The 25754-nt window shown below is 43.6% G+C and carries 24 protein-coding genes; 18 read left to right on the forward strand and 6 right to left on the reverse strand.

Going from position 1 to position 25754, the window contains the following annotated elements:
- The first annotated feature begins 59 nt into the window (after positions 1-59).
- From purM to ablB, 6 genes are all read left to right on the forward strand, one after another.
- The gene (gene purM / locus KVT11_RS15465) at positions 60-1100 is read left to right on the forward strand and encodes a phosphoribosylformylglycinamidine cyclo-ligase (RefSeq protein ID WP_113747737.1); all 1041 of its coding nucleotides are present in this window, start codon (positions 60-62) and stop codon (positions 1098-1100) included.
- Complete coding sequence (gene purN / locus KVT11_RS15470) at positions 1097-1666, forward strand: phosphoribosylglycinamide formyltransferase (RefSeq protein WP_008344288.1); 570 nt, start codon at positions 1097-1099, stop codon at positions 1664-1666. Before purM ends, purN begins: the two co-directional genes overlap by 4 nt.
- A gap of 15 nt (positions 1667-1681) precedes the next feature.
- Complete coding sequence (gene purH, locus KVT11_RS15475) at positions 1682-3220, forward strand: bifunctional phosphoribosylaminoimidazolecarboxamide formyltransferase/IMP cyclohydrolase (protein ID WP_116307575.1); 1539 nt, start codon at positions 1682-1684, stop codon at positions 3218-3220.
- A gap of 12 nt (positions 3221-3232) precedes the next feature.
- Positions 3233-4507, forward strand: coding sequence for a phosphoribosylamine--glycine ligase (gene purD, locus KVT11_RS15480; RefSeq protein WP_116307577.1), 1275 nt, complete (start codon positions 3233-3235; stop codon positions 4505-4507).
- 119 nt (positions 4508-4626) lie between these two features.
- The gene (locus KVT11_RS15485; protein WP_008344285.1) at positions 4627-4821 is read left to right on the forward strand and encodes a hypothetical protein; all 195 of its coding nucleotides are present in this window, start codon (positions 4627-4629) and stop codon (positions 4819-4821) included.
- 15 nt (positions 4822-4836) lie between these two features.
- A complete protein-coding gene (ablB, locus tag KVT11_RS15490) occupies positions 4837-5682 on the forward strand; it encodes a putative beta-lysine N-acetyltransferase (RefSeq protein WP_210552320.1) in 846 nt (281 codons plus the stop codon).
- Here ablB and KVT11_RS15495 read toward each other — a convergent pair.
- Entirely contained in the window at positions 5677-7335 is a 1659-nt protein-coding gene (locus tag KVT11_RS15495) for a PucR family transcriptional regulator (RefSeq protein ID WP_210552321.1), read from the reverse strand. The genes ablB and KVT11_RS15495 overlap by 6 nt on opposite strands.
- Before the next feature lie 191 nt (positions 7336-7526).
- Here KVT11_RS15495 and KVT11_RS15500 point away from each other — a divergent pair, with 191 nt between their 5' ends.
- Genes KVT11_RS15500 through KVT11_RS15515 form a run of 4 tightly spaced genes read left to right on the forward strand, consistent with a single transcriptional unit; the run spans position 7527 to position 11511 of the window.
- Positions 7527-8891, forward strand: coding sequence for an aspartate aminotransferase family protein (locus KVT11_RS15500; protein ID WP_210552322.1), 1365 nt, complete (start codon positions 7527-7529; stop codon positions 8889-8891).
- 12 nt (positions 8892-8903) lie between these two features.
- A complete protein-coding gene (locus tag KVT11_RS15505; protein ID WP_008344277.1) occupies positions 8904-9590 on the forward strand; it encodes a CoA transferase subunit A in 687 nt (228 codons plus the stop codon).
- Positions 9566-10231 carry a 3-oxoacid CoA-transferase subunit B gene (locus KVT11_RS15510; protein ID WP_025206868.1) on the forward strand — a complete coding sequence of 222 codons (666 nt, stop codon included), beginning with the start codon at positions 9566-9568 and terminating at the stop codon, positions 10229-10231. The genes KVT11_RS15505 and KVT11_RS15510 overlap by 25 nt, the downstream gene beginning before the upstream one ends.
- A 14-nt stretch (positions 10232-10245) precedes the next feature.
- Complete coding sequence (locus tag KVT11_RS15515; protein ID WP_210552323.1) at positions 10246-11511, forward strand: peptidase; 1266 nt, start codon at positions 10246-10248, stop codon at positions 11509-11511.
- 25 nt (positions 11512-11536) lie between these two features.
- Here KVT11_RS15515 and KVT11_RS15520 read toward each other — a convergent pair whose 3' ends face one another.
- On the reverse strand, positions 11537-11758 hold the full coding sequence (locus tag KVT11_RS15520; RefSeq protein ID WP_081114585.1) for a YgaP family membrane protein: 222 nt from the start codon (positions 11756-11758) through the stop codon (positions 11537-11539).
- A 125-nt stretch (positions 11759-11883) separates the two neighbouring features.
- On the opposite strand from KVT11_RS15520, the gene KVT11_RS15525 reads away from it, so the two are divergent.
- Together KVT11_RS15525 and KVT11_RS15530 are read left to right on the forward strand one after the other, a co-directional pair.
- The gene (locus KVT11_RS15525) at positions 11884-13626 is read left to right on the forward strand and encodes an adenine deaminase C-terminal domain-containing protein (protein WP_007496880.1); all 1743 of its coding nucleotides are present in this window, start codon (positions 11884-11886) and stop codon (positions 13624-13626) included.
- A 531-nt stretch (positions 13627-14157) separates the two neighbouring features.
- On the forward strand, positions 14158-14472 hold the full coding sequence (locus tag KVT11_RS15530) for a YerC/YecD family TrpR-related protein (protein WP_007496879.1): 315 nt from the start codon (positions 14158-14160) through the stop codon (positions 14470-14472).
- Positions 14473-14536: 64 nt separating this feature from the next.
- Here KVT11_RS15530 and KVT11_RS21090 read toward each other — a convergent pair whose 3' ends face one another.
- Both KVT11_RS21090 and KVT11_RS15540 read right to left on the reverse strand, forming a co-directional pair.
- On the reverse strand, positions 14537-14752 hold the full coding sequence (locus KVT11_RS21090; RefSeq protein WP_234805336.1) for a DUF3916 domain-containing protein: 216 nt from the start codon (positions 14750-14752) through the stop codon (positions 14537-14539).
- Positions 14753-14967: 215 nt separating this feature from the next.
- A complete protein-coding gene (locus tag KVT11_RS15540) occupies positions 14968-16548 on the reverse strand; it encodes an FMN-binding glutamate synthase family protein (protein ID WP_116307587.1) in 1581 nt (526 codons plus the stop codon).
- 139 nt (positions 16549-16687) lie between these two features.
- Between KVT11_RS15540 and KVT11_RS15545 the strand changes: the two genes are divergently transcribed.
- Positions 16688-16918 (forward strand): hypothetical protein, encoded by a 231-nt coding sequence (locus KVT11_RS15545; protein WP_017366762.1) that lies wholly within the window; start codon positions 16688-16690, stop codon positions 16916-16918.
- A gap of 1 nt (position 16919) precedes the next feature.
- Here the strand turns inward: KVT11_RS15545 and KVT11_RS15550 are convergent, their stop codons facing one another.
- On the reverse strand, positions 16920-17321 hold the full coding sequence (locus KVT11_RS15550) for a DUF2283 domain-containing protein (protein ID WP_223255673.1): 402 nt from the start codon (positions 17319-17321) through the stop codon (positions 16920-16922).
- Positions 17322-17573: 252 nt separating this feature from the next.
- Between KVT11_RS15550 and pcrB the strand changes: the two genes are divergently transcribed.
- The 5 genes from pcrB to KVT11_RS15575 all read left to right on the forward strand — a co-directional run bounded on the left by pcrB (position 17574) and on the right by KVT11_RS15575 (position 24971).
- Positions 17574-18266: a heptaprenylglyceryl phosphate synthase gene (gene pcrB / locus KVT11_RS15555; RefSeq protein WP_008344257.1), complete on the forward strand. Its 693-nt coding sequence runs from the start codon at positions 17574-17576 to the stop codon at positions 18264-18266.
- Between the two features lie 57 nt (positions 18267-18323).
- Positions 18324-20546 (forward strand): DNA helicase PcrA, encoded by a 2223-nt coding sequence (gene pcrA / locus KVT11_RS15560; RefSeq protein ID WP_217609066.1) that lies wholly within the window; start codon positions 18324-18326, stop codon positions 20544-20546.
- A gap of 44 nt (positions 20547-20590) precedes the next feature.
- Complete coding sequence (gene ligA / locus KVT11_RS15565) at positions 20591-22597, forward strand: NAD-dependent DNA ligase LigA (protein ID WP_007496867.1); 2007 nt, start codon at positions 20591-20593, stop codon at positions 22595-22597.
- 15 nt (positions 22598-22612) lie between these two features.
- A complete protein-coding gene (locus KVT11_RS15570; RefSeq protein WP_008344253.1) occupies positions 22613-23800 on the forward strand; it encodes a CamS family sex pheromone protein in 1188 nt (395 codons plus the stop codon).
- A gap of 163 nt (positions 23801-23963) precedes the next feature.
- Positions 23964-24971 (forward strand): phosphotransferase enzyme family protein, encoded by a 1008-nt coding sequence (locus KVT11_RS15575; protein ID WP_217609067.1) that lies wholly within the window; start codon positions 23964-23966, stop codon positions 24969-24971.
- Positions 24972-25015: 44 nt separating this feature from the next.
- Here the strand turns inward: KVT11_RS15575 and KVT11_RS15580 are convergent, their stop codons facing one another.
- Positions 25016-25708 (reverse strand): MgtC/SapB family protein, encoded by a 693-nt coding sequence (locus tag KVT11_RS15580; protein ID WP_008344247.1) that lies wholly within the window; start codon positions 25706-25708, stop codon positions 25016-25018.
- Positions 25709-25754 lie beyond the last annotated feature (46 nt).

Here is a 25754-nt window from a genome sequence, read left to right on the forward strand (position 1 = left end):
CTGCTCTTTCATTCTGCCGAAAATACATGAAAGACAAGCAGATAAAAGGAGTGAATGGGATGTCAGAAGCATATAAAAACGCCGGTGTCGACATCGAAGCAGGATACGAAGCCGTCAAACGAATGAAAACACACGTAGAACGTACAAAAAGAGCAGGTGTCATGGGCGCTCTAGGTGGATTTGGCGGGATGTTTGATTTATCTGAACTGCCATACAAAAAGCCCGTTCTTGTCTCAGGAACAGATGGTGTTGGTACGAAATTAAAGCTCGCTTTTTTAATGGATCAACACGATACGATCGGTGTAGATGCTGTTGCTATGTGTGTGAACGATGTACTTGCACAAGGGGCAGAGCCGCTCTTTTTCTTAGATTACTTAGCAGTTGGAAAAGCAGATCCTTTGAAAATTGAATCCATCGTCAAAGGTGTAGCTGACGGATGCGAGCAGTCTGGTTCAGCGCTTGTCGGCGGAGAGACAGCAGAAATGCCGGGTCTTTACACAGAAGAAGAATATGATATTGCCGGATTTTCTGTAGGTGTCGTTGAAAAGGATGAAATCGTCACAGGAGAGAACATCCAGGAAGGGCATTTGCTGATTGGACTCAGCTCTAGCGGCATTCATAGCAATGGCTATTCTCTTGTACGAAAAGTATTGCTTGAAGATGCGGGCCTAGATCTTCACCAAACGTATGAACCTTTTACAAGACCACTTGGAGAAGAGCTGCTTGAACCGACGAAGATTTATGTCAAGCCTGTTCTTAAACAAGTGAAAGCTGGCAAAGTTGATGGTATGGCACATGTGACAGGCGGCGGCTTTATTGAGAATTTACCACGTATGCTGCCTGAAGGACTTGGTGTGGAGATTGATAACGGCTCATGGCCGGTCCCGCCTATTTTCTCCTTTATTCAAGAAAAAGGGCAATTGAAAGCAGAAGAGATGTTCAATGTATTTAATATGGGCATTGGCTTTGTCCTAGCCGTCAAAGAGGATGATCTCGTCGATGTGATCAGCGGACTTGAACAAGACGGAGAGAAAGCCTTTCTTATCGGACGAGTTCAAAAAGGAGAAGGCGTCACTTTCGGTGGTGGAAGCCTCTCATGAAAAAGTTTGCGATCTTCGCCTCTGGAAGCGGGACAAATTTTCAAGCCATTATTGATACGTTAAAAGAAGAACAGTGGCCGGCAAAAGCCGCCATTGTGATCTGTGATAAACCGGGTGCGAAGGTGCTGGAGCGGGCAGAGAAAGAGGGCATTCCGTCCTTTTCTTTTACGCCGAAGGCTTTCCCGAGTAAAGCCGCTTTTGAGCAAACCATCATTGAACAGCTGAAGCTGCATGAAGTGGAATGGATTTTCCTCGCTGGGTATATGCGACTGATCGGTCCGACATTGCTTGATGCATTTAGAGGGAAAATCGTGAATATCCACCCTTCTTTATTGCCAGCATTTCCTGGACTCGATGCGATTGGACAAGCCTATCAAGCAGGAGTCAAAGTGGCTGGCATCACGGTTCATTATGTCGACGAAGGCATGGATACCGGCCCGATTATTGACCAAGCAGCCATTCATATTGAACAAGGGGAAGACCTTGAATCCATTGAAAAAAGAATGCATGAATTAGAACATACACTATATCCAAAAGTGATCAAATCACTTTTAGAATTATCTTAATGAGGTGACAAAGGCATGACGATCAAACGCGCATTAATCAGTGTTTCCGATAAAACAAATCTTGTACCTTTTGTGAAAGAACTAACAGAACTTGGCGTTGAAGTGATTTCAACTGGTGGTACACACAAACTTCTTCAAGAGAACGGCATTGATGTCATTGGTATTTCTGAAGTGACTGGCTTCCCAGAAATCATGGACGGACGACTCAAAACGCTTCACCCGAACATTCATGGTGGACTGTTAGCAGTGAGAGAAAACGATGAGCATATGGCACAGATCGAAAAGCACGGCATTCAGCCGATTGATCTTGTCGTTGTGAATCTATATCCATTCAAAGAGACCATTTCCAAAGACGATGTCACGTATGAAGAAGCGATTGAAAACATTGATATTGGCGGACCGGGTATGCTTCGTGCTGCTTCTAAAAACCATCAGGACGTCACTGTGATTGTAGACCCGCGTGATTATGATTCTGTCGTTCAACAAATTAAAGAAGGCGGCGTCTCACTAGAGAAAAAACGTGAGCTTGCAGCAAAAGTATTCCGTCATACGGCTGCTTACGATGCCCTGATTGCGGATTATTTAACGAACTTTGTTGGCGAAACAGAGCCAGAACAGTTCACAGTCACATTTGAGAAAAAGCAATCTCTTCGTTATGGAGAAAACCCGCACCAAGCGGCGACGTTCTATGAAAATGCGCTTCCAAGCAAAGGCTCTTTAGCGACTGCAACGCAATTACATGGAAAAGAACTTTCCTACAACAACATCAAAGATGCAGATGCATCTCTTCAAATTGTACGTGAATTTACGGAGCCAGCGGCTGTGGCTGTAAAGCATATGAACCCATGTGGTGTTGGGACAGGAGAAACGATTGCAGAAGCATTTGATCGTGCATTTAAAGCAGATGAAACATCTATTTTCGGCGGCATTGTGGCGCTTAATCGTGAAGTAGACAAGCAAACGGCTGAGGTGCTCCATACGATTTTCTTAGAAATCGTCATCGCACCATCGTTTAGCCAAGAAGCACTTGATGTGCTAACAGCGAAAAAGAACCTTCGTCTACTAACATTAGATGTTGAAGCAGATCTTGGGAAAAAAGAAAAGCAGCTCACAAGTGTTCATGGTGGATTGCTCGTTCAGGATATCGACACGTACGGTTTAGAGGAAGCAACGATCTCTATTCCAACGAAAAGAGAGCCGACTGAAGACGAATGGAAAGACTTAAAGCTCGCTTGGAAAGTCGTCAAACATGTGAAATCTAATGCCATCGTTCTCGCGAAGGATCAAATGACAGCAGGTATTGGTGCTGGTCAAATGAACCGTGTTGGCTCGGCTAACATTGCGATTGAGCAAGCAGGTGAAAAGGCAAAAGGGAGTGCACTAGGTTCTGATGCATTTTTCCCAATGGGCGATACAGTGGAAGCTGCTGCAAAGGCGGGCGTTACAGCGATCATCCAGCCAGGTGGTTCCATTCGTGATGAAGAATCAATCCAAAAAGCAGATGAATACGGCATCGCCATGGTCTTCACTGGCGTTAGACATTTCAAACATTAAGGGGATGACAGTGTGAACGTATTAATTATCGGCAGAGGCGGAAGAGAGCATACCATCGCATGGAAAGTGAATCAAAGCGAACTTGTCAGCCAAGTATTTGTCGCACCCGGCAATGATGGAATGACAGACGCTGCGAAGCTTGTCCCAATCGACGAGGGCGATCATGAGGCGTTAATTCGTTTTGCAAAAGACAATAACATCGGTTTAACAATTGTCGGTCCAGAGGTTCCATTAATTGCAGGTGTCGTCGATGCATTTGAAGAAGCAGGTCTAAAGGTATTTGGACCGAATGCAAAAGCCGCAGTCATTGAAGGCTCAAAAGAATTTGCAAAGGACTTAATGAATAATTATGAGATCCCGACAGCCGCTTACGCCACTTTTACATCGTTTGAAGAAGCGAAGGCATATGTGGAAGAAAAGGGTGCCCCAATTGTCATTAAAGCAGATGGACTTGCCGCAGGAAAAGGCGTGACAGTGGCAATGACGCTTGAAGAGGCAATCAACTGCCTGCATGACTTTTTAGAGGATGAAAAGTTTGGCGATGCGAGTGCATCGGTTGTCATTGAAGAATTTTTAACAGGTGAAGAGTTTTCTCTGATGGCCTTTGTCAATGGAGAAAAGGTGTATCCGATGGTGATCGCACAGGATCATAAACGTGCATTTGAAGATGACAAAGGACCAAACACCGGCGGGATGGGCGCTTATTCACCGGTTCCACAAATTTCTGATGAAATCGTACAAAAAGCGGTGGAAGACGTCGTCAAACCAGCAGCTCGCGCGATGGTGCAGGAAGAGCGTTCGTTTACAGGCATTTTATATGCGGGCTTAATGCTGACACCAGAAGGCTCTAAGGTCATTGAGTTCAATGCACGCTTTGGCGATCCTGAAACGCAAGTAGTGCTCCCTCGTCTTGAATCAGATCTAGTCCAAGTATTCCTAGACATTCTAGATGGAAAAGATGTGGACTTACAGTGGAAAGACACAGCCGCTGTCAGTGTCGTTCTTGCATCAGAAGGATACCCGGAAGACTATGCAAAAGGCACGCCAATCGGTGCTTTGCAAACAACGGTCTCTGATGTCGTCACCTTCCATGCAGGAACGAAAAAGGAAAACGATCAATTCGTCACAAATGGCGGCCGTGTAGCAAATGTGACCGCATTTGACGACACATTTGAAGCGGCAAGATCAAGAGTGTATGAAGCGGTTGAAGAAATCATTCAGCCAGGTTTATTCTATCGCCGTGACATTGGCGCCCGTGCGCTGAAGGCTGCGGGGAAAAACGTTTAATCAAAACACCTTTCTATCTGACGAGATGGAAAGGTGTTTTTTCTTCTTCTGTTCATAGAGGGATGCGGGCAGGTTATGAAGAAGTAGTATGGGATTACGAATGAATTTGGGGAGGCAACATGGAAATCAAAGCATTTATCATCTTTGCAAACGTCATGCTTGTTTTATATCTCATAACTATAAATAACATCATGGTGACTGCCATTAAGCAGAATAAATTGAAAAAAGGCTTTGCCATTAGTTATATGATCCTATCCATTTTTTCTGGCATTGCTATTTCTTCATTTTTAATTTGGAAGTTTTTCATTAGCTAAGAGGGGAATGAGTGTATGGTGCAATTGAAGAAGCTTGCAAACGAGCGTTTTTCTGCTTTGATCTGTATGGATTCATTCAATGAGCGAATTCGTTTGGATGACTATAGCGGCAGGGTGCAGGATGTGATTCAGTCCGTGCTTCAGGAAGCGGCGGACTGCAAGGCGTCTAAGGTCATTGTAAAAGTAAGGCGTGAGCATATGCCGCTTTTTTTAGCAAAAGGCTTTCGGCTTGAAGGGGTGTTTTCTCATTATTTTCTCGGAAGTGATGCATACGGCATGTCGCTCTTTCTGACCGAAGATCGAATGAACAGCCCGTTTTGGCTGAAGGAAGATGAAATCGTTACGTCTATTCAAGAAAAGCCGATGAAAAAAGATCAAGGCGTGTGGCAGGATGAGTATGTGATGAGGAAAGCCGGTCCAGAGGATGTGCACAAGCTGGCAGCGCTCTATGATACGGTCTTTGAAACGTACCCCACGCCAATGAACGAGCCAGATTACATCCAAAAGGTAATGGAGGAAGGGACGGTTTTTTATGCCGTTGAACATGACGGTCAACTTGTAAGTGCCGCTTCTGCTGAAATCAATGTACCGTATGGTCATGCAGAATTAACAGATTGTGCAACCCTTCCGACATACAGAAAACTAGGATTCATGCATCATTTGATTCTAGCCCTCGAACAAGAGCTTCAATCCATGCACATTTATGTCTTTTATTCTCTCGCCCGTGCACTGTCCTATGGAATGAATCAAGTATTTTATCAGCTCGGGTATACATACACCGGACGCTTTCAAAACAACTGCTATATTTTTGACAAAATTGAAGATATGAATCTCTGGGTCAAAACGCCAAATGAATCATGAGATGGTTCTCATCTGATCAAGCAGACCAGATAGGCGGTACGCCATGATACTCAGCTGCAGCTTCATCCGATCATCAGTGGATTTGAGGCTGCAGCCTGTTCTCGTTTCAATTTGTTTCAACCGGTAGCTTAACGTATGCCGGTGAATAAACAATTCCCCCGCTGACTTTTGAATATTTTCATTATGTGCCAAATACACTTCGAGTGTATGAATGAGGTCAGCTCCTTGTTTTTTTGTATAAAGCAGCGGGCTTAACAGCTCCACATAAAAGTCATGCAAATTCATTCCGGCTTCGTTCATTTCAAGCAGCATCCCATATAGACCGAGCTTCTGATAATGAATGATGCTGTCATCTGTTTTAAAAAGAGGAAGAAGCCTTGCTGCATACTGGGCTTCTTTTGCACTTTTAGCAAAGAGACTGATCTGGTCGTAGGCTCTTCCGATGCCAATCACAATCGGATGGACGGGGAAAAAATAAGACCAAGTGCTGCGGCATTCTTCTGATGCGCGATACCAATTTGTTTCTTGATACGTGTTTTTCCCTGCGGGTGTCAGAACGAAAATGGAATCAAGCCTTGCTTTTAATAAAAAAGGAATTTGTCTGCGTTCAAAAATGGATGTGAGCAATTGGGATAGGCGCTGCACCATTTGATGATCGAGCTGTGTGTGCTGATGCTGAAATTGAAAGTAGATGACGACTTGTTCTTCGCTCATATCATATTGCAGTTTTCTTGCTTGTTCGATGACATAACTTTCTTCTGTGTATTGCTGTTGCAGCATATCATCCAATAAATGCCCCTGCATTTGGTTTTCTGTATCTTGAATGGCTTTTTGTTTCAACCATTCAATCGCATACACCGCACCGGCATGCTCAATGGCGATGGCATCGAGATGGTGCCACGTCTCTTTTTTCTTTAACGCCACAATGAATCCGAAAATATCACCCATTGCAATCACAGGGCATGCTGCTAGAACAAACGCACCATATGTGTCATAGACGAGCCGGCCTTTTTCCTCTGCCTGCTTGAGCAGAGAAGAGGTTTCAATCGGTTCGTCATCTGTTAGAAAGCCAAAAGCAGGGGAATATATCACTTCGTCTGTTTCGAGATGAGCTGCTGTTTGGTGCAAAAATACATCCAGCACGACGATATTTGCTGCTGTGAGATGTGCCAGTTCATCCGTAATTTGCGTGACATTTTTATTGCTCACATTTAAATGGGTCAGTCTTTGATGAATCGCGGAAGAATATTTGAGCTGATGAAGCTGACTGCTGACGATTTGTTCTAGAACGGCTTTTGTGATGTCTGAAAAATTGACATGAGGCGGAATCTCGATGAGCGGAATACCGCTATTTTCGGCAGCTTCAATGAGTGATGCGGGAATTTCCGTTAAGTACACGCCTTTATAAATAGCAATAGCTGAAAGACGATGAGATTGAATTAATTTTTCAAGCCGGATGCGTCTTTCTTTATTTTCTGTCAGTCCAAATCCAGTTGTAACAAGTAATTCTCCTTCTGAAAGTCTAGACGTGTCCTCAATAATTTCCACAATGGTCACCCACTGGATAAGCCGATCCAGTCCATTTTCTCCAGCAAGCAGTTTGGTTTCTTTCATCATATCGAGCGAGAGTGCATCTTTGACGAGAATCGCCATAGACTCATGACCTCCTTTTGAACACTCTTATACACCATGTATAAAAAACACGCGTGAAATTCGGGCAAATGGCGAATGGAGGATGACTGCCCTCTTGATTAAGCTAATCTTATACCAAGTATACAAAATTTTCTTGCGATTCATGTGAAAAGAAAAGTGCAGCTGCTGACAAGAGAGGGAGGAATGACAAAGTGGAGACCCGGGATTACTTAATCAAACCGATGTTAAATCAGCAATATCCTGTGGCTGTGAGAGGAGAGGGGATTTATTTATATGATCGGGACGGAAAAAAATATATAGACGGCTCATCAGGGGCAGTCACGGCAAGTATTGGACATGGTATACAAGACATTATTGATGCGATGACGGAGCAAGCGAAAAAGGTGAGCTTTACGTACAGGTCACAATTTACGAATGAACCAGCGGAAGAACTAGCGTATGAATTGAGTACACTTTGCCCAGGTGATCTGAACTGGTCTTTTTTTGTAGGGAGCGGTTCAGAGGCAACGGAGACTGCTATGAAAATGGCGATACAGCATTGGCAGGAGCAGGGGAAGACGGAAAAAAATCATATCATCTCAAGATGGATGAGTTACCACGGCATTACATTAGGGGCGCTGTCGATGTCAGGTCATATTGCAAGGAGAGAGCGTTTTGAACCACTGCTTGAAAAGCATCCAGTGCTGTCTCCGCCCTATAGCTACCGGTCATGGCTGCCAAAGGAAGACAGCAAGCAGGTCGAGTGGTATGTTCAGGAATTTAAGACCGTCATTCAGCGTATAGGAAAAGAGAGGATCGCCGCATTGATTGCTGAACCGATTGTTGGCGCAGCGGGAGCGGCGCTCCTGCCGCCAGACGGTTATTTCGAAGCAATGAAGCGTATCTGTGAAGAAAACGACATTTTAATGATCGCAGATGAGGTCATGACGGGCTTTGGACGAACTGGGAAAATGTTTGCGATGGAACACTGGGGCACGGTACCAGATATCATGGTTCTTGGAAAGGGCATGAGCGCAGGTTATTCTCCAATTGCAGCAGTTGTCTCAACGGATCGTGTGATGGCACCGATTATCAGCGGCTCCGGCTCTGTCATGGCAGGGCACACATATAGTGCCAATCCGCTTTCAGCAGCCGTTTCATTAGCGGTCATTCGATATATGAAAAAGCATCAGCTTCCCGAACGGGCTGAACTTTCCGGGCGATATCTGATGAATGCTTTAAAAGATTTGCAAGTCAATCATTCCATCATAGGAGATGTGAGAGGGAAGGGATTGCTGATTGGCATTGAGTTTGTCGCAGATCGTTTATCCAAAACGCCATTTCCTGCACATGCTCAGATAACCAATCTCGTCGTTGAAACGGCAAAACAAAATGGACTGCTTGTGTATCCAGCAAGCGCTGGAGAGGATGGAGTCGGAGGCGCAGCAGTTATGATCGCACCGCCGCTTTCCATCACACAGCAGGAAATGGATGAACTCATTGATTTATTCGGGCAGACCATCACACAAGTCGAACAAGAAGTAATCAATCGAGGGTTTTTCCCATCTGCTATGTAAGGAGGAACGAACATGAACAAAACTGTGGGTTTGGATGAAGTGATGACGCGATTAAAAGATGGCATGACCATCATGTTTGGCGGATTTGGCGGCGTGGGTTCACCACCATCGTTGATTGATGCCATTTTGGAAGCAAATATTCAAGATCTGACATTGATCGGAAATGATGCAGGTTTCCCGCAAATTGGTGTGGGCAGGCTCATCACAGAAGGAAGAGTGAAAAAAATCATCGCCTCTCATATCGGCTCAAATCCCATTGCCGGACAGAAAATGCAGGCTGGTACATTAGACGTTCATTTTTACCCGCAGGGCATTCTTGCAGAAAAAATCAGAGCAGGCGGAATGGGGCTGGCGGGCATTGTGACAGATGTTGGGATGGATAGCCTGAATCTCGATGAGAAACAATTGGTTGAGCTGAATGGGAAGAATTATATGTTAGAGCCTGCGCTCACAGCGGATATTGCCATCGTCAATGCCTACAAAGCAGATGAAGTGGGAAACCTGATTTTTGATAAAAGCGCACGGAATACAAACCCGATTGTGGCGATGGCAGGAGACTGGACCATAGCGGAGGCAGAAGAAATTGTGGCAGCGGGGCAGCTCGATCCAGAAGAAATCGTGACGCCAGGCGTATTTGTGAATCAAATCGTGCAATCAAAAGGAGTGAACTGGACATGGGCATGGGAGACATCGATTTAAGACACCGCATTGCCAAAAGAGCAGCACAAGAAATTGAAGATGGCATGATTGTGAATCTTGGGATCGGCATTCCGACCCTAGCAGCAGACTACATTCCATCACATTACGAGGTGTGGCTGCATGCAGAAAACGGCATTATGGGGGCAGGAGCCTCGCCTCTGCAAGGGGAAGAAGATCCGAATTTGTGCAATGCCGGTGGTTTTCCCATTACGTTAACAAAGGGCGGCTCGTACATGGACAGTACGACTGCTTTTGGCATCATCCGAAAAGGAATGCTGGATATGACGATTTTGGGTGCACTTGAAGTAAGCAGCCAAGGGGATCTTGCCAATTGGATTGTACCGGGGAAAAGAGTACCGGGTATGGGCGGAGCGATTGAGCTGGCGCAAAAAGCGAAAAAAGTGGTAGTGGTGATGAGCCATCTGGATAAACACGGTCGATCTAAAGTGAAAACGGCTTGTACATTGCCATTAACCGCTAAAGCGTGTGTCGATTTGATTATTACGGATATGGCGGTCATTGAGGTCAAGTCTCAGCTGCTCATTTTACGTGAAGTCATGCCGCCATTTCAGCCGGAAGATGTCATCAGGGCGACTGAAGCGCCATTAATTTTAGCGCCTGATGTCAAATCTGTTGTGTAGAAAGGATGAACGACTTGCAGCCAATGACACGTATCAGAAACTGGATGAAAGAGCATCAGGATGAAGCCATTACGCTTCTTCAGCAAATGGTGCAATGTGACAGCACCCAAGGAAATGAAGAAGAGGTTCAGCAGATCGTGGCCAATAAACTGTCCGCCATTGGCTTTGATGTAGACGTTTGGGAAATTGGCGGCGATGAATTACTAGAGCATCCTTATTTTTATTCCCCGCGCCGATCTTTTCAAGGGAGTCCCAACGTTGCTGGGCGATTGAAAGGAAAAGGTGGCGGCAAATCAATTTTATTAAACGGGCACGTAGATGTGGTTCCGGCAGGAGATAAGAATCAATGGACATATCCACCTTACAGCGGGCATATCATAAACGGGAGACTTTATGGACGCGGGGCAACAGATATGAAAGGTGGAAACGTTTCTTTACTCTTTGCGCTTGAGGCACTGCATGCGCTTCAGATTCCCCTGAAAGGAGATGTGGTGTTTCATAGTGTCGTCGAAGAGGAAAGCGGTGGAGCAGGCACACTTGCAGCGATATTGAAAGGGTACACAGCGGATGCTGCCATCATTCCAGAGCCAAGTCATATGAACATTTTTCCGATTCAGCAAGGATCAAAGTGGTTCAGGCTGCATATTAAAGGAAGGGCAGCTCATGGCGGAACAAGGTATCACGGTGTTTCTGCTATTGAAAAGAGCACGGTGGTCCTTTCTCATATAGCGGCACTAGAAAAAGAAAGAAATCAGCGAGTGACGGAGCCTCTGTTTCAGCATATCCCGATTCCAATTCCAATCAACATTGGGAAAATTCAAGGCGGTGATTGGCCGTCCTCTGTCGCAGATCTTGTCACAATGGAAGGCAGGCTTGGTGTGATGCCAGGTGAGACAGTTGAGCAGGCAGAGAAGGAATTAGAAAATTGGATGACTGGACTCGCTGAAAAGGATGATTGGTTTCAAGAACATCCTGTGGAGGTGGAGTGGTTTGGTGCTAGATGGCTTCCAGGGTCAATCGACTCTGATCACCCGCTTTTAGTTCTATTGAAGGAACAATATGAAGAGGTCATGCAGCACCCGCCAAAGGTAGAAGCCGCCCCTTGGGGGACAGACGGCGGATTACTGTCACAAGCAGCGGATATCCCAATCATTGTGTTTGGACCTGGAACGACAGAGCTTGCCCATTTCCCGAATGAATCTATTGAGATCAAACATGTCATTGAAGCAGCAGAAATCATTGCTGGTACGTTGGTCAAATGGTGCGAAGCAGCGGAATGATTCACACACAAAAAAAGAAGGCTGTCTACTCAGCCTTCTCTTTATGTGTATTCTGCTGTTCACACATATAGGTCACTGGACAAAAACGAAGAATACCAGAGCCCAATTTTAATCCGCCGAGCATGATGCCAAAAAGCAGCAATTTACTCCATGGTTTTCGAGCATATAAGGATCCAGCTACAGTACATATCGTCATTCCGCAGGCAATTCTCATGAGCGCTTCCATTAAGCCAATATTAGGTTTCATTGCAAGTGATTCTCCTTTTTTAAATTATTTTAAGTGTGATTTCAAGAAATTGTAACGTTTCATTAATGCGTAACGTGGTTCGTTATGTTACGATAGGGCTAATACAAATGAAGGAGAGTATGTGAATGTCCGAACGTACTTTTAATTGGAGAAACAATGACATCCGCACACAAATCGATGTAGTCGACTCAAAAATAGTTCCAACACTCCTTTTAACGAATGGACTCGTGCTAAACCCGTTTTTGAAGCAATGGGTGAAGGCAAATATTTGGATACATGATGATCGAATTGTTTATGTCGGAGCAGAGCTTCCTCAAAATAAATCAGCTAAACGTGTGATTGATTGTGAAGGTAAATACATTGTGCCGGGGTATATTGAACCTCACGCGCATCCGTTCCATATTTATAATCCCCAATCACTTGCAGAATATGTGTCTCAATTTGGCACAACAACGATGGTCAGCGATAACTTATTTCTTCTTTTGCAAAGCAATGAAAAGAAAGCGCTTTCCACTCTATGCGAATTAAAAAAGCAGCCATTTCAGTATTTCTGGTGGTCCAGATACGATCTTCAAACCGAGGTCAGGTATGAAGATGAGATGCTTCCTATTAACTATCGGAAAGAATGGATTGATCATCCCGACGTCCTACAAGGCGGCGAATTAACGAGCTGGCCAAGATTAATGGACGGTGATGATCTCATTTTATATTGCATGCAAGAAACGAAGAAGCAGAGAAAACGAATTGAAGGGCATTTCCCTGGGGCTTCTGAGAAAACGCTAACAAAAATGAAGCTGTTTGGAGCGGACAGTGATCATGAAGCAATGAATGCAGACGATGTGCTCAAACGCTTGTCTCTTGGCTATCATGTGTCCTTGCGTCATTCTTCCATCCGCCCAGATTTAGTGAACATTTTAAGAGAGTTGCATGAGCGTGACTTTAGGCACTACGATCACTTTTTCTATACAACAGATGGATCAGCGCCTCACTTTTATGAAGAAGGCATGATCAATCGTCTCATTTCCATTGCCCTTGAAGAAGGCGTGCCTACTATTGATGCGTACAATATGGCGACCTTTAACATTGCGAAATACTATCAAATTGATGACTTATTAGGCGTGGTCGGTCCTGGTCGATTGGCTTCTTTGAATATTTTAGATGATCCGATGAATCCAAATCCAGAAACGGTGATTTCTAAAGGGGTGATCCTTAAATTAGAGGGGGAGAACCAGCATCAATTCCAAGAGACAAAATGGGAAAATGGCGGGCTCGAACCATTAGATTTAAGCTATGACCTGACGATGAGTGACTTGCAATTCTCAATGCCGCTTGGTGTCAAAATGCGAAATGCTGTCATTATGGAGCCTTATACAGTGGAGATTGATAACTCTGTCAATCAGCTGTCCTGTGACCATGATCAAAGCTTCTTCAGTCTGATTGATCGAAAAGGCGAGTGGCGCGTGAACACAATGTTAAAAGGATTTGCAAACAAGGTGCAAGGGTTTGTCAGCTCATTTTCAACCACTGGTGACATTTTAGTGATTGGGAAAAATAAAGATGATATGATGCTTGCTCATAAGCGAATGAAAGAAATTGGCGGGGGAATTGTGCTCGCAGAAAACGGAAAGATTTTGCATGAAATCCCGTTGCAATTATCAGGCTGTGCATCAGCTGAATCGTTTGAAACGGTTCTTCAGCAGGAGCAAACGTTACGCGAGCTACTCATTGAGCGCGGGTATCCATTTGACTGCCCGATTGATACACTTGTCTTTTTCCAAAGCACACACTTGCCGTATATTCGGGTGACACCAAGAGGAATATTTGATGTCATGAAAAAAACTGTACTCTTTCCGTCTATAATGCGTTAAAATATAACAGAGTGGAGCTGTATCATATTTGCTAGATTTCTGACCGCTGTTATAGGGCAGGAGTGAGCAAAAGATCTCTTCGCTGCTAGATATGGTGACAAAGCATAGGGCTTTGACATGACGAATGAAGTGCCCAATTGTAAAATGAATCTGTCGGTTACGCTGGCCGACCAACATATTTTGAATAATCAAGCAAGGCGGGGCGCAGGTTTGTCGTCTCGCCAAGCTTTCTACACATACTGTTTTTTAGGGAAAGACCTAACAGAGCAGAAGTGTTCTAGATATCGGAGGCAAACAAGTTTGTCAGATTGTCGCACAAGGAATATGACAAAACTTGTCGAATTTGTTTACGATAAAGAAGCTTCGGCTTACGAAAGAACCTGATGGCATTTTCAGCGTAGAACCAAACCTGTCATGATTCGTTCAAAGCTCATTGCTGAGGTTGAAAAAAATGAGTCAGGAAAGATACCGCTTTCTCGGAAAAGTCAGTGCGGAGCGGTGTGCCAATAGTAAAGGAGAAGATGTATAAAGATGCAAATTGATAAATTAAGGGGAAAAAGCTTAGATCAGCTATTCAACTCCATCTTGTCCCTTAAAGACCTGGAAGAATGTTATCGATTTTTTGATGATTTGTGCACCATCAATGAAATCCAATCTTTATCACAGCGTCTTGAAGTAGCGCGTATGCTTCGCGAGGGAAATACGTATCACAAAATTGAAACGGAAACAGGTGCAAGTACAGCCACTATCTCACGTGTCAAACGCTGCTTGAACTACGGAAATGATGCCTATACGATGGCACTTGACCGCGTAGCAGAGCAACAAGCAACGGACGAAACAAAATAAAGCAGCTTTCACTGCAAATATTCTTTATGATTTGTCGTTTTGAAGTTGAACAAAAAAAGCCATTTCATTTGAAATGGCTCTTTTTGATATCATCAAGTTCTCCCATAAACCATCGTTCACCTTCATAGGACACTTCATCGTCATCAGTGATCACTTCCTTAAAACCGATGGTTCGCATATTTTGCGCAACAGATAAATCACATTCTTTTTGAATATTTCTCTGATCGGAAAGGGGAAGCGATGTCTGATGCTCACCTTGTCTGTTGAAGAAATCTTTCACATAAGAATCCCTTTAAACACAATGATTTATGAATGCCATAATTCAGGTAGATCGACTGCGACCACGACACGATATATTTCCCCATCGTTTCGTTTCATACCGCGGACTTTTTTTCACGCATACTCTTTCTCCTTATCAAATATCTATTAAGTTCTTTAGACGTGATTGAGCAAGAATGTTAACGAAAAAAAGGTGCGGAAACGCACCTTTTTAAGCTAGACAGACTGCTCTGTGCCTGAGAACATAGGGACTTCACTTGTCTGACCGTTTTCTTGTCTAAAAATAATATGTTTTTCGTTAAAATGAATAGGTGATTCAATTCCAGCTGCTGCGCATAAATTAAACAAACCTTCTCTAAGGGACAGGATATAATTGCAGACGCGGTATTTCTTTTCTTCAATGAATAAACCTTTTTGCAGCTTTGGATCTGTGGTGGCAACCCCAACAGGGCATTTATTCGTGTGGCATACTTGCGCCCGAATACAGCCAACCGAGAACATCAAGCCCCGTGCGATATTCACAAAATCCGCTCCCATGGAAAGGGCAATGGCGATTTTATCAGGGGAGAGAAGTTTACCAGACGCAAACAGCTTGAGTTGATCTCGAACCCCATATTTCTTCAAAATTTGATGGACCATCGGTAGTGCGGTGAAAATGGGCAGGCCTGCGGAATCAGCCAGTTCATGAAAGGAAGCACCTGTGCCACCTTCTCCGCCATCCACTGTAATGAAATCAGGATGTTTTCCGCTTTTTTTCATATAGAGAGCAAGCTCCTCGATATCTTCTTTATGTCCAACAACTAGCTTGATTCCAACTGGTTTTCCGCCGATGTTTCGCAGTTGTTCAATAAAATCAAGCATGTCAGGAATGGAGTGAAACATCTCGAACCGGTTCGGACTGTCAATGGATTGGTGTGGCGGCAGTTTACGGATTTGGGCAATTTCTTCTGTGACTTTTTCACCGTCAATGTGTCCCCCGCGTGTTTTCGCTCCTTGTGCTAGCTTGAGTTCAAAGGCTTTTACTTCATCATGCTCACTTTTTTTCTTAAACTCTTCAAACGAAAATGCGCCATCCTCTGTTCGAACCCCAAATAAACCAGGTCCAATCTGGCAAATGATATCGGCGCCCCCTTTGAGATGGTAAGGTGAAAGCCCGCCTTCACCTGTGTTCATCCATGTGCCACCAGCCATTTTTAAGCCGGAGGATAGAGCCGTAATCGCCCGGTCGCCTAAGGAGCCGTAGCTCATGGCTGATTGACCGATCAATCCTTTGACGCGGAAAGGTTTTTGGCACGTATGTTCACCAATGATTTGTACATCTTCTTCATGGAGATAATAAGGTTTTGCTTCGACTTCTTTCGTGTGTTCACTTCTTCTCAGTAAATTGTCTTGATCGATCTGATACACTTTTGTTTGGATTTTTTCAGATTGATCGATGCGTAACTCATCTCGCTGCTTTGGAAATAGGACGTTGCGAATATAGTAACCAGGCTTGTCAAAATCACGTTTTGATCCAAAGCCCATTGTCCGGCTTTTGTACTTCCCAGACATGACAGCTTGCTCGTATTCTCTTCTTGAGAAAGGAAGCTCCTCTCGATCATTTAGAAACAGATATTGACGAAGCTCAGGTCCTATTTTTTCAAAAATAAACCGCAATTTTCCAATGACCGGATAATTTCGTAGGACAGAATGCTCTTCCTGTTTTTCATCTCGCATCCAAATCCAGATGAATAAAATGATTGGTATGATGAAAAAAATCACTAATAATGCGCCAATGACAATGAAAGTTGTTGTCACGAAAATCCCCTCTTTTCTCTATCATTACTGTTGTTATTCCACTTTTCATTGAAAGAGAAACCACTTCAACAGATTGTGACGTTTAGAAATGAAAAGGCGGGGTAACTTACAAATAAGATCATAAGGGGAGGGAACATACATGAATAAGCGTCCGAATGCGTATGTACTTGCAGGATTAGGGGTTGGTGGTGCCGTGTTATTAGCAGTGAAAAATAAACAGCATCTCAAAAAATGGGCAAGCATGTTCCGCTCAGATGAAAAGGTTCCTGAAAAAGCTGGTCACCCTGATCCGTTAGATATTCAAGACAACAAGATGGTCGATGAAGGGGCCATGACATCTGTTCATTATTTTAATGAAGTGAGACAATAGTTTAGAAAAACCGTTTTGACCATTCAAAACGGTTTTTTCTTGTCTTTTTTTTGATGTGATATCGAAGAGGATCGACAAGCGTAAAACCGATCAACCCTTCGTGATCAGGCGTCGAGAAAAGAAATTCAATGCCCGATAAATGATAGGTTGAGAGAACTTCCTGATCCGTAAAACGTAACGAAAGCTCGTCCTCATAAACGGGTGTGAGTTTCAACACCTTGGCTTCTTCTGCAAATAACTCCAGCCCAGCCACTCGGCCCTCTTTGTCGATGTCTACGTTCACACATTCATTCACGTCTAATTCAATGGTTTCTTTGATTGTCCCGATTCGAGGCGGGATGAGATAGATATATCCAATGCCGATCGTTTGATCATATGTGATGGTTCTTTTCAAATCATTCACCTGCTTGGTCGATAGTAAAATGTTCCTTTCATGTATAATATCATGTGATGAGATGAAGTAGCTCTCATTTCAGTTCAGCATCGATCTATTTATCTCCCTCAGCGCCTCTTGAATCATTCACCTCGCCTAAAATGAAAATCGACTATTTTCAAAAGAATGAAACTTTTAGCTGAAGGAGGTTACCCATTTTTTGCGGTGTCTGATTTTGTTATAATATTTAAATGGAATGAAACGAATGGAGGAACGTTTTTCATGTATGATGTTACCGAGTGGAAGCATGTCTTTAAACTCGATCCAAATAAAGAGATTTCCGATGAACAACTTGAAGCAATTTGTGAATCCGGTACGGATGCCATTTTAATTGGCGGCAGTGACAACGTGACAGAAGACAACGTGCTGCAACTGATGTCAAAGGTGCGCCGCTTTCTTGTGCCATGTGTCCTTGAAATCTCGACACATGAGATGATTGTGCCTGGCTTTGACCTGTATTTTATCCCCACTGTGTTAAACAGCGCTCATCCTGATTGGATTGTTGGTCTGCATAAGGATGCGATGAAGGAATACGGTGATTTGATGTCAATGGAAGAGATTGTGCCGGAAGGATATGTCATCTTAAACGAAGAGTGTAAAGCGGCTAAGCTGACAGAGGCAAATACGGCACTGGATATAGATGACGTAAGGGCATATGCGAGAGTGGCAGAGCACTTGATGAAACTACCCATCTTTTACTTAGAATACAGCGGGACGCTTGGAGACATAGAGCTTGTGAAAGAAACCAAAGCAGTGCTACATGAAACGGTTCTATTTTATGGCGGCGGTATTGAAAGCGAAGAGCAGGCGAAAGACTTTGCACAGCATGCAGACGTTGTCGTCGTGGGGAACGTCATTTATGACAATTTTAAAGAAGCGTTAAAGACAGTCGACGCAGTGAAAAAGTCATCATAGTCAAACAAGACGAAACGGGTTAAAATAGAACATAAGTTCGAATTGGCGGTGAATGAAATGAATGAAATATCGAATCATCTATTAGAAGGGCTGAATGACGCGCAGAAAGAAGCGGTCAAAGCAACAGACGGGCCGCTGCTACTGATGGCAGGAGCAGGTAGTGGAAAAACACGAGTGCTCACGCATCGAATTGCGTATTTAATGGCAGAAAAGCATGTGGCGCCGTGGAACATTTTAGCGATTACTTTTACAAATAAAGCAGCAAGAGAAATGCGTGAGCGTGTACAAGCCATTTTAGGGCCTGGTGCGGATGACATTTGGATTTCTACGTTCCACAGCATGTGTGTACGCATTTTACGACGCGATATTGACCGTATTGGTGTGAATCGCAACTTTTCTATATTAGACACATCTGACCAGCTTTCAGTCATTAAAAACATTTTAAAAGAACGAAATATCGATCCTAAAAAGTTTGATCCACGTAGCATTTTAGGTTCAATCAGTAGTGCAAAAAACGAACTCATTGATGCAGAGGAATACGCTAAAACTGCTGGTGATTTCTATGATCAAGTGGTCAGCGACGTCTACACAGATTATCAAAAACGATTACTCAAGAACCAATCACTCGATTTTGATGATCTTATTATGATGACGATTCGTCTGTTTGAGCGGATCCCTGAAGTATTAGAACACTATCAGCGAAAATTCCAATACATTCATGTCGATGAGTATCAGGATACAAACAGAGCGCAGTACATGCTTGTGAAATTGCTCGCTCAGCGTTTTCAAAATATATGTGTGGTCGGTGACTCGGATCAGTCCATCTACCGCTGGCGTGGAGCTGATATTACAAACATTCTTTCCTTTGAAAAAGATTATCCGTCTAGTGAAGTGATTTTGCTTGAGCAAAATTACAGATCGACTAAACGTATTCTGAATGCCGCAAACACGGTCATTCAAAACAATTCAAACCGTAAGCCAAAAAACCTTTGGACAGAAAATGACGAAGGAGCGAAGATTGCCTATTACCGCGCAGATAATGAATTCGGTGAAGGTCAATTTGTCGCTGGCAAGATTCGTCAGCTTCATCAGAGCGGCAAGCGTAAGTTATCTGATTTTGCGATCCTCTATCGAACGAACGCTCAGTCACGTGTCATAGAGGAAACGTTAATGAAGGCGAACATTCAATACAACATCGTCGGCGGCACGAAGTTCTATGACAGAAAAGAGATCAAGGACATTTTGGCATACTTACGCCTTGTGGCAAATCCAGATGACGACATTAGTTTTGCGCGCATTGTCAACGTACCAAAGCGTGGAATTGGGGCGACTTCTGTTGATAAAATTGCCGCATACGCAGAAATGAATGATCTCTCTATGTTTGAAGCCCTTGGTCAGGTGGATTTCATTGGACTCAGTGCAAGAGCAGCCAATGCACTTGATGAGTTCAAACAGCTCATTGATCAAATGACAAATATGCAGGATTATTTATCTGTCACAGAATTAACGGAAGAGATCCTAGAGAAAACAGGCTATCGTGAAGCACTGAAGATCGAAAAAACGATTGAAGCACAAAGCCGTTTAGAAAATATTGACGAGTTTCTATCGGTCACTAAAAACTTTGAAGAACAAAATGAAGATAAATCACTTGTCACCTTCCTGACAGACCTCGCCCTCGTCGCAGACATTGATAAGCTGGATGAGGCTGAGGAAGAAGATCAGGATGCGGTCATTTTAATGACGCTTCACGCAGCAAAAGGACTTGAATTCCCTGTTGTGTTCTTAATGGGATTGGAAGAAGGCGTCTTCCCGCACAGCCGTTCATTAATGGAAGATGCCGAGATGGAAGAAGAGCGCCGTCTCGCTTACGTGGGGATCACACGGGCCGAAGAAGAGCTTTATTTATCAAGTGCGAAGATGAGAACACTCTTCGGCCGGACGAACATGAATCTGGAATCACGATTTATCAGAGAAATACCAGCTGATTTATTGGACAACCTAAATGAGAAAAAAGAAACGAAAACACCGTTTGGCCAGACGAGAGAAAAACCGCAAAGACGAGGGCCTGTCTCACGTCCCCAAACGCAAACCATTCAAAACACAGGCGGCGGCAGCATTGGCTGGGCTGTCGGTGATAAAGCCGCTCATAAAAAATGGGGCGTTGGTACGGTTGTGAGTGTAAAAGGTAGTGGAGATAGCACAGAGCTTGATATTGCCTTCCCAAGCCCTACAGGCATTAAGCGTCTCCTTGCCGCATTTGCGCCAATCGAAAAGCAATAAACTGATAGGACTGACAAAACGGATGAAGTGAAAGGAAGAAGCAGATGGATAAAGAAGCAGCGAAACGCCGGATCGAGGAACTACACCAGATTTTGAATCAATACAACTACGAATATCACACACTGGATCGTCCAAGTGTTCCTGACGCTGAATATGATGCGCGGATGCGTGAGCTGATCTCTCTGGAGGAAGAATACCCTGATTTAAAAGCAGCGGATTCACCCTCACAAAGAGTAGGAGGTGCTGTTTTAGACGCCTTCCAAAAAGTACGTCACGGTACACCGATGCTCAGTCTCGGCAATGCGTTTCATGAACAGGACCTTCTTGATTTTGACCGCCGGGTTCGTCAAGCAGTCGGTGACGACGTCGCTTACAATGTCGAGCTGAAAATTGACGGACTCGCTGTTTCTCTCCGTTATGAAAATGGCGTGTTTGTCCGGGGTGCCACACGGGGTGATGGGACAACAGGTGAGGATATTACCGAGAACCTCAAAACCATTCGTTCCATCCCGCTCAAAATCAATCGGCCTCTGTCGATTGAAGTGAGAGGCGAGGCATTTATGCCAAAACCTTCTTTTGAAGCCCTTAACGAAAAAAGATTACAAAACGAAGAAGAGCCGTTTGCGAACCCGCGTAATGCGGCTGCTGGCTCACTTCGTCAGCTCGATACGAAAATTGCAGCGAAACGAAACCTTGATATCTTCGTCTACAGTATAGCGGAGCTTGATGAAATTGGTGTTGAAACGCAAAGCGCAGGACTTGATCTTCTCGATGAGCTTGGCTTTAAAACGAACAAAGAAAGACGGATGTGCCAAACCATTGAAGAAGTGATCGACCTCATTGAAACACTGAAAACAAAGCGTGCTGATTTCTCATACGAAATCGATGGCATTGTCATTAAAGTCAATTCATTGGCTCAGCAAGAAGAACTAGGCTTCACAGCAAAAAGTCCACGCTGGGCTGTTGCGTACAAATTTCCGGCCGAAGAAGTCGTGACGAAGCTGATTGATATTGAACTAAGTGTGGGGCGTACTGGCGTCATCACCCCAACAGCGATTCTTGAGCCTGTAAAAGTGGCAGGAACGACAGTGCAGCGTGCTTCTCTTCATAATGAAGATTTGATCAAAGAGAAGGATATCCGCCTTTTTGATCAAGTGATTGTCAAAAAAGCGGGCGATATTATCCCAGAGGTTGCAGGGGTCCTTGTTGATCAGCGAACAGGAGAAGAAAAGCCGTTTCACATGCCGACTGAATGTCCAGAGTGTCATAGTGAGCTGGTCAGAATTGAAGGAGAAGTGGCGCTTCGGTGCATCAATCCACAATGCCCTGCCCAAATACGTGAAGGACTCATTCACTTTGTGTCTCGTAATGCGATGAATATTGATGGGCTAGGCGAGCGAGTCATTACACAACTTTTCAAAGAACAGCTTGTCTCTCGTGTATCAGACCTTTACCGTTTAACAAAAGAAGAGTTGATTCAGCTAGAACGAATGGGTGAAAAGTCAGTCGATAACTTACTGCGTTCGATCGAGCAATCGAAAGAAAACTCTCTTGAACGGTTATTATTTGGACTTGGTATTCGATTTATTGGTTCTAAAGCAGCGAAGACGTTGGCCATGCACTTTGAGGATATCGATCAGTTAAAACAAGCAACGAAAGAACAATTACTTGAAGTAGATGAAATTGGTGAAAAAATGGCCGATGCAGTCGTCACGTACTTTGAGAAAGAAGAAATACTAGATCTGCTAAATGAACTAAAAGAACTTGGTGTCAATATGACCTACACAGGGCCAAAACCGGTGAAAGTAGAAGAAAGTGATTCCTACTTTGCAGGAAAAACGATTGTGCTGACGGGGAAATTAGAAGAAATGTCTCGAAATGATGCAAAGGCAGCGATCGAAGCATTAGGCGGCAAGTTAGCAGGAAGTGTGAGTAAAAAAACAGACTTAGTGATTGCCGGCGAAGCAGCTGGAAGTAAGCTGACAAAGGCAGAAGAACTCAATATTGAAATTTGGGACGAAGCCAAAATGCTCGAGGAGCTAAAGAAATAAGAGGAGTGTTTTCTATTGAAAAAGTTGCTATTGCTGCTGACAATGCTCACACTGGTATTGTCAGCGTGTGCACCTTTTGGGGGAAAGGACGAGGAAGAGGTCACACAAAAAACGGATGAAACAAAAGAAACAGCGATCATCCCAATGTACAACATCTCTGATTCCTATTACAAAATGGTGCTGCCGTTTAAACAAGGAGCGGCAAGAGGACTAACAGCAGAGCGTCTCAATACACGCTTAGACATTGATGAATTTGAAACAGGACTCATGCGCCTGGCAACAGAATCATTCAATACAAACGACTATCTGTTCCAAGAAGGACAGCATTTAGATGAAGATACTGTTCTCAGCTGGCTTGCCCGCAAAAAAACAGGCAGTGATCTGAAAAAAGCTGAAAAAGAAGACAAAGACTTTAAGAACTTAGGTTTAAACCCTGCTCTTCCAAACTCAGGTTCAACAAAGTCAAAAAATGAAAATAGTCCAATCTACTTAGCTTCCATGCTAGAGCATAATTACTTAATCAGAAAAGATAAAAATAGCTTACAGCTTGGCGGGGTTGTCATCGGTCTTGCGCTTAACTCTGTCTATTATTATCGCGAAAATATCGGGGATCCTCAGCAAGAGGTGACCATCGATTCATCGAAAAATTCAAAGAAACTTTTAGCAGAGGGCGAAAAAATTGCGGAACAAGTCATTAAACGACTTCGTCAAATGGACGGACTGCAAAAAGTCCCGGTCATGATTGCCCTTTATAAACAAGCGCCAAAATCATCTATTGTTCCAGGAAACTTCATCGCTAAAACCGATGTAAAAGCAGGATCAGCTGATATTGGCAGTTGGGATACGATTAAAGAAGAGAATGTCTTCTTCCCTTCAGATAATGCCAAGAGCAGCTATAAAGATGATTCAGAGCGATTCGACCGCTTCAAGACAAAGGTAGAAGACTACTTCCCGAATTACACAGGTGTGGTAGGCAAAGGTTTCTATAAAAACGGGAACTTGCAAAAAATGAAAGTAGAAATTCCAATGCAATTCTACGGAAAAACAGAAGTCGTGGCATTCACGCAATACTTAACAGGTGAAGTCATGGATTACTATAAGAGCACCAATATAGAAATCAACATCACCTCTTCTGATCAGCAAGAAGCCCTCATCACAAAAAATGCCGAAGATAAAGAACCAACGGTCCATATATATGACTAAATAAAAACCGCCTTTTGGCGGTTTTTTATTTCTAATTAGAGGAATTTTTCAACTTTTGTCAAAGTATGTGAGGAAACCAAAAGGAAAGGCAGGTATGTTGATGCTCTTATAAATGCTGATTACCGTCATGTATAAGTAAAAAGACGATAAAAGGAGAATCAGCATGCATAAAGAAGTAAAAGCACGATACGATGAACAAATGGTCTTAAAGAAAGCGGCTCTACTCTATCATTTTCAGCCAGAACAGGTCACATTTCTAGCCGATGCAGAAAATTATGTGTATGAATATACGGATGAAAAAGGGTCGAGTTATATATTGAAAATTACCCATACCATACGCCGCTCTCGCACATATATTTTAGGAGAAATGGACTGGATTCGGTATTTATCTCAACATGGAATCTCAGTAGCTAAACCGGTTTTATCCACAAGAGGAAAAGATGTTGAAGCGATTCCCGATCAAGCAGGAGGCGCTTTTTTGCTGAGAGTGTACGAAAAGGCGCCTGGCAGAAAAGTGACCGAAGCAGATTGGAATGGACAGTTGTTTCAAGCGTTAGGAGCCTATACAGGGCGTATGCATCAAACGACTAAACAATATCAAGTGAAAGATCCTCGCTATAAGCGTCAAGAGTGGTATGAGGAGGAGCAATTAAAGCTTGAAACGTATATTCCTTCTGATCAAACGGTTGTGTTGCAGCGAAAAGATGAACTGATGCAAAAGCTTCACCAGCTCCGAATATCCAAGGATGTCTATGGACTGGTGCATGCGGATTTACATCACGGGAACTTCCACTATCATCAGGGAGAAATCATTGCATTTGATTTTGATGATTGTGGGTATCACTGGTTTATCAACGATATGAGCATTTTGCTATACAACGTTCTTTGGTATCCGGTGATTCCGTATGAGGATAAAGCTGAATTTACGGGTGAATTTATGAGCCATTTTCTCAAAGGCTATCGACAGGAGAATGAGCTTGATGACGCATGGCTGGCGACAATACCAGATTTCCTTTTGCTGCGTCATATGCTTATTTATGGGCTTTTACATCAAGCATTTGATCTCCGAACACTAAGCGCTGACGAAAGTGCCATGCTGGCGCGTTTTCGAAAGGAGATTGAGGACAAAACCCCAATTACGCCTTTTGACTTTCATCAGCTAACAACATAAATCAAAAGCCCCTTGCTGTTTCACATAGCAAGGGGCTTTTGATCCTACACCGTATCACACTTCACACCAACAACGCCTTCTAAATCTTTAATATCAAAGTACACATCGGTTGTATAGCGGTCTTTATGTACGCGAACACGTACTTCCATGATCGGATAGTCTTTTTCCTTTAAATCATCAATACGTACAGAATGAATGCGAATATTGAGTGCTTTCATTTCTTTTAAAATCTCTGTCATGCGGTTTCGATCAGAAAGTGACATTCTGATGCGGATTTCTTTTTCCTGTAAGCGAATGGGTCCAATCCGCTGGAAGAGCCAAGGTAAAAATTCCACACTGACAAGAATAAAGAAAAGACTGAGGAAGGCTTCTTTATAAAAACCTGCACCTGTTGCAACCCCAAGTCCTGCTGCTCCCCAAATCATCGCAGATGTCGTAAGACCTGAGATGACGTCATTGCTTTTGCGAAGAATCACACCTGCTCCAATAAAACCAACACCAGATATAATTTGCGCCGGTAACCTGAGTGGGTCCATTTGAAGCTTAGAGACTCGAGGGAAATTGTAGGCTGCATCAATGCTGATGATGGTTAATACGCAGGAGCTGACAGCAATGACAATACACGTTTTCAGCCCAAGCGGCTTTTTCTTAAGTTCGCGTTCAAGACCGATGATCAAACCGATTAAGGTGGCAACGGCTAATTTTAAGACCGTATCCCATTCAATTGTCCAAAACATGCGTATCGCTCCTTTCACTTCATGTACGTTTCACATCATGTATATG

The organism is Bacillus sp. GbtcB10 (genome assembly GCF_019091365.1).
GTDB lineage: Bacteria > Bacillota > Bacilli > Bacillales > Bacillaceae > Bacillus > Bacillus altitudinis.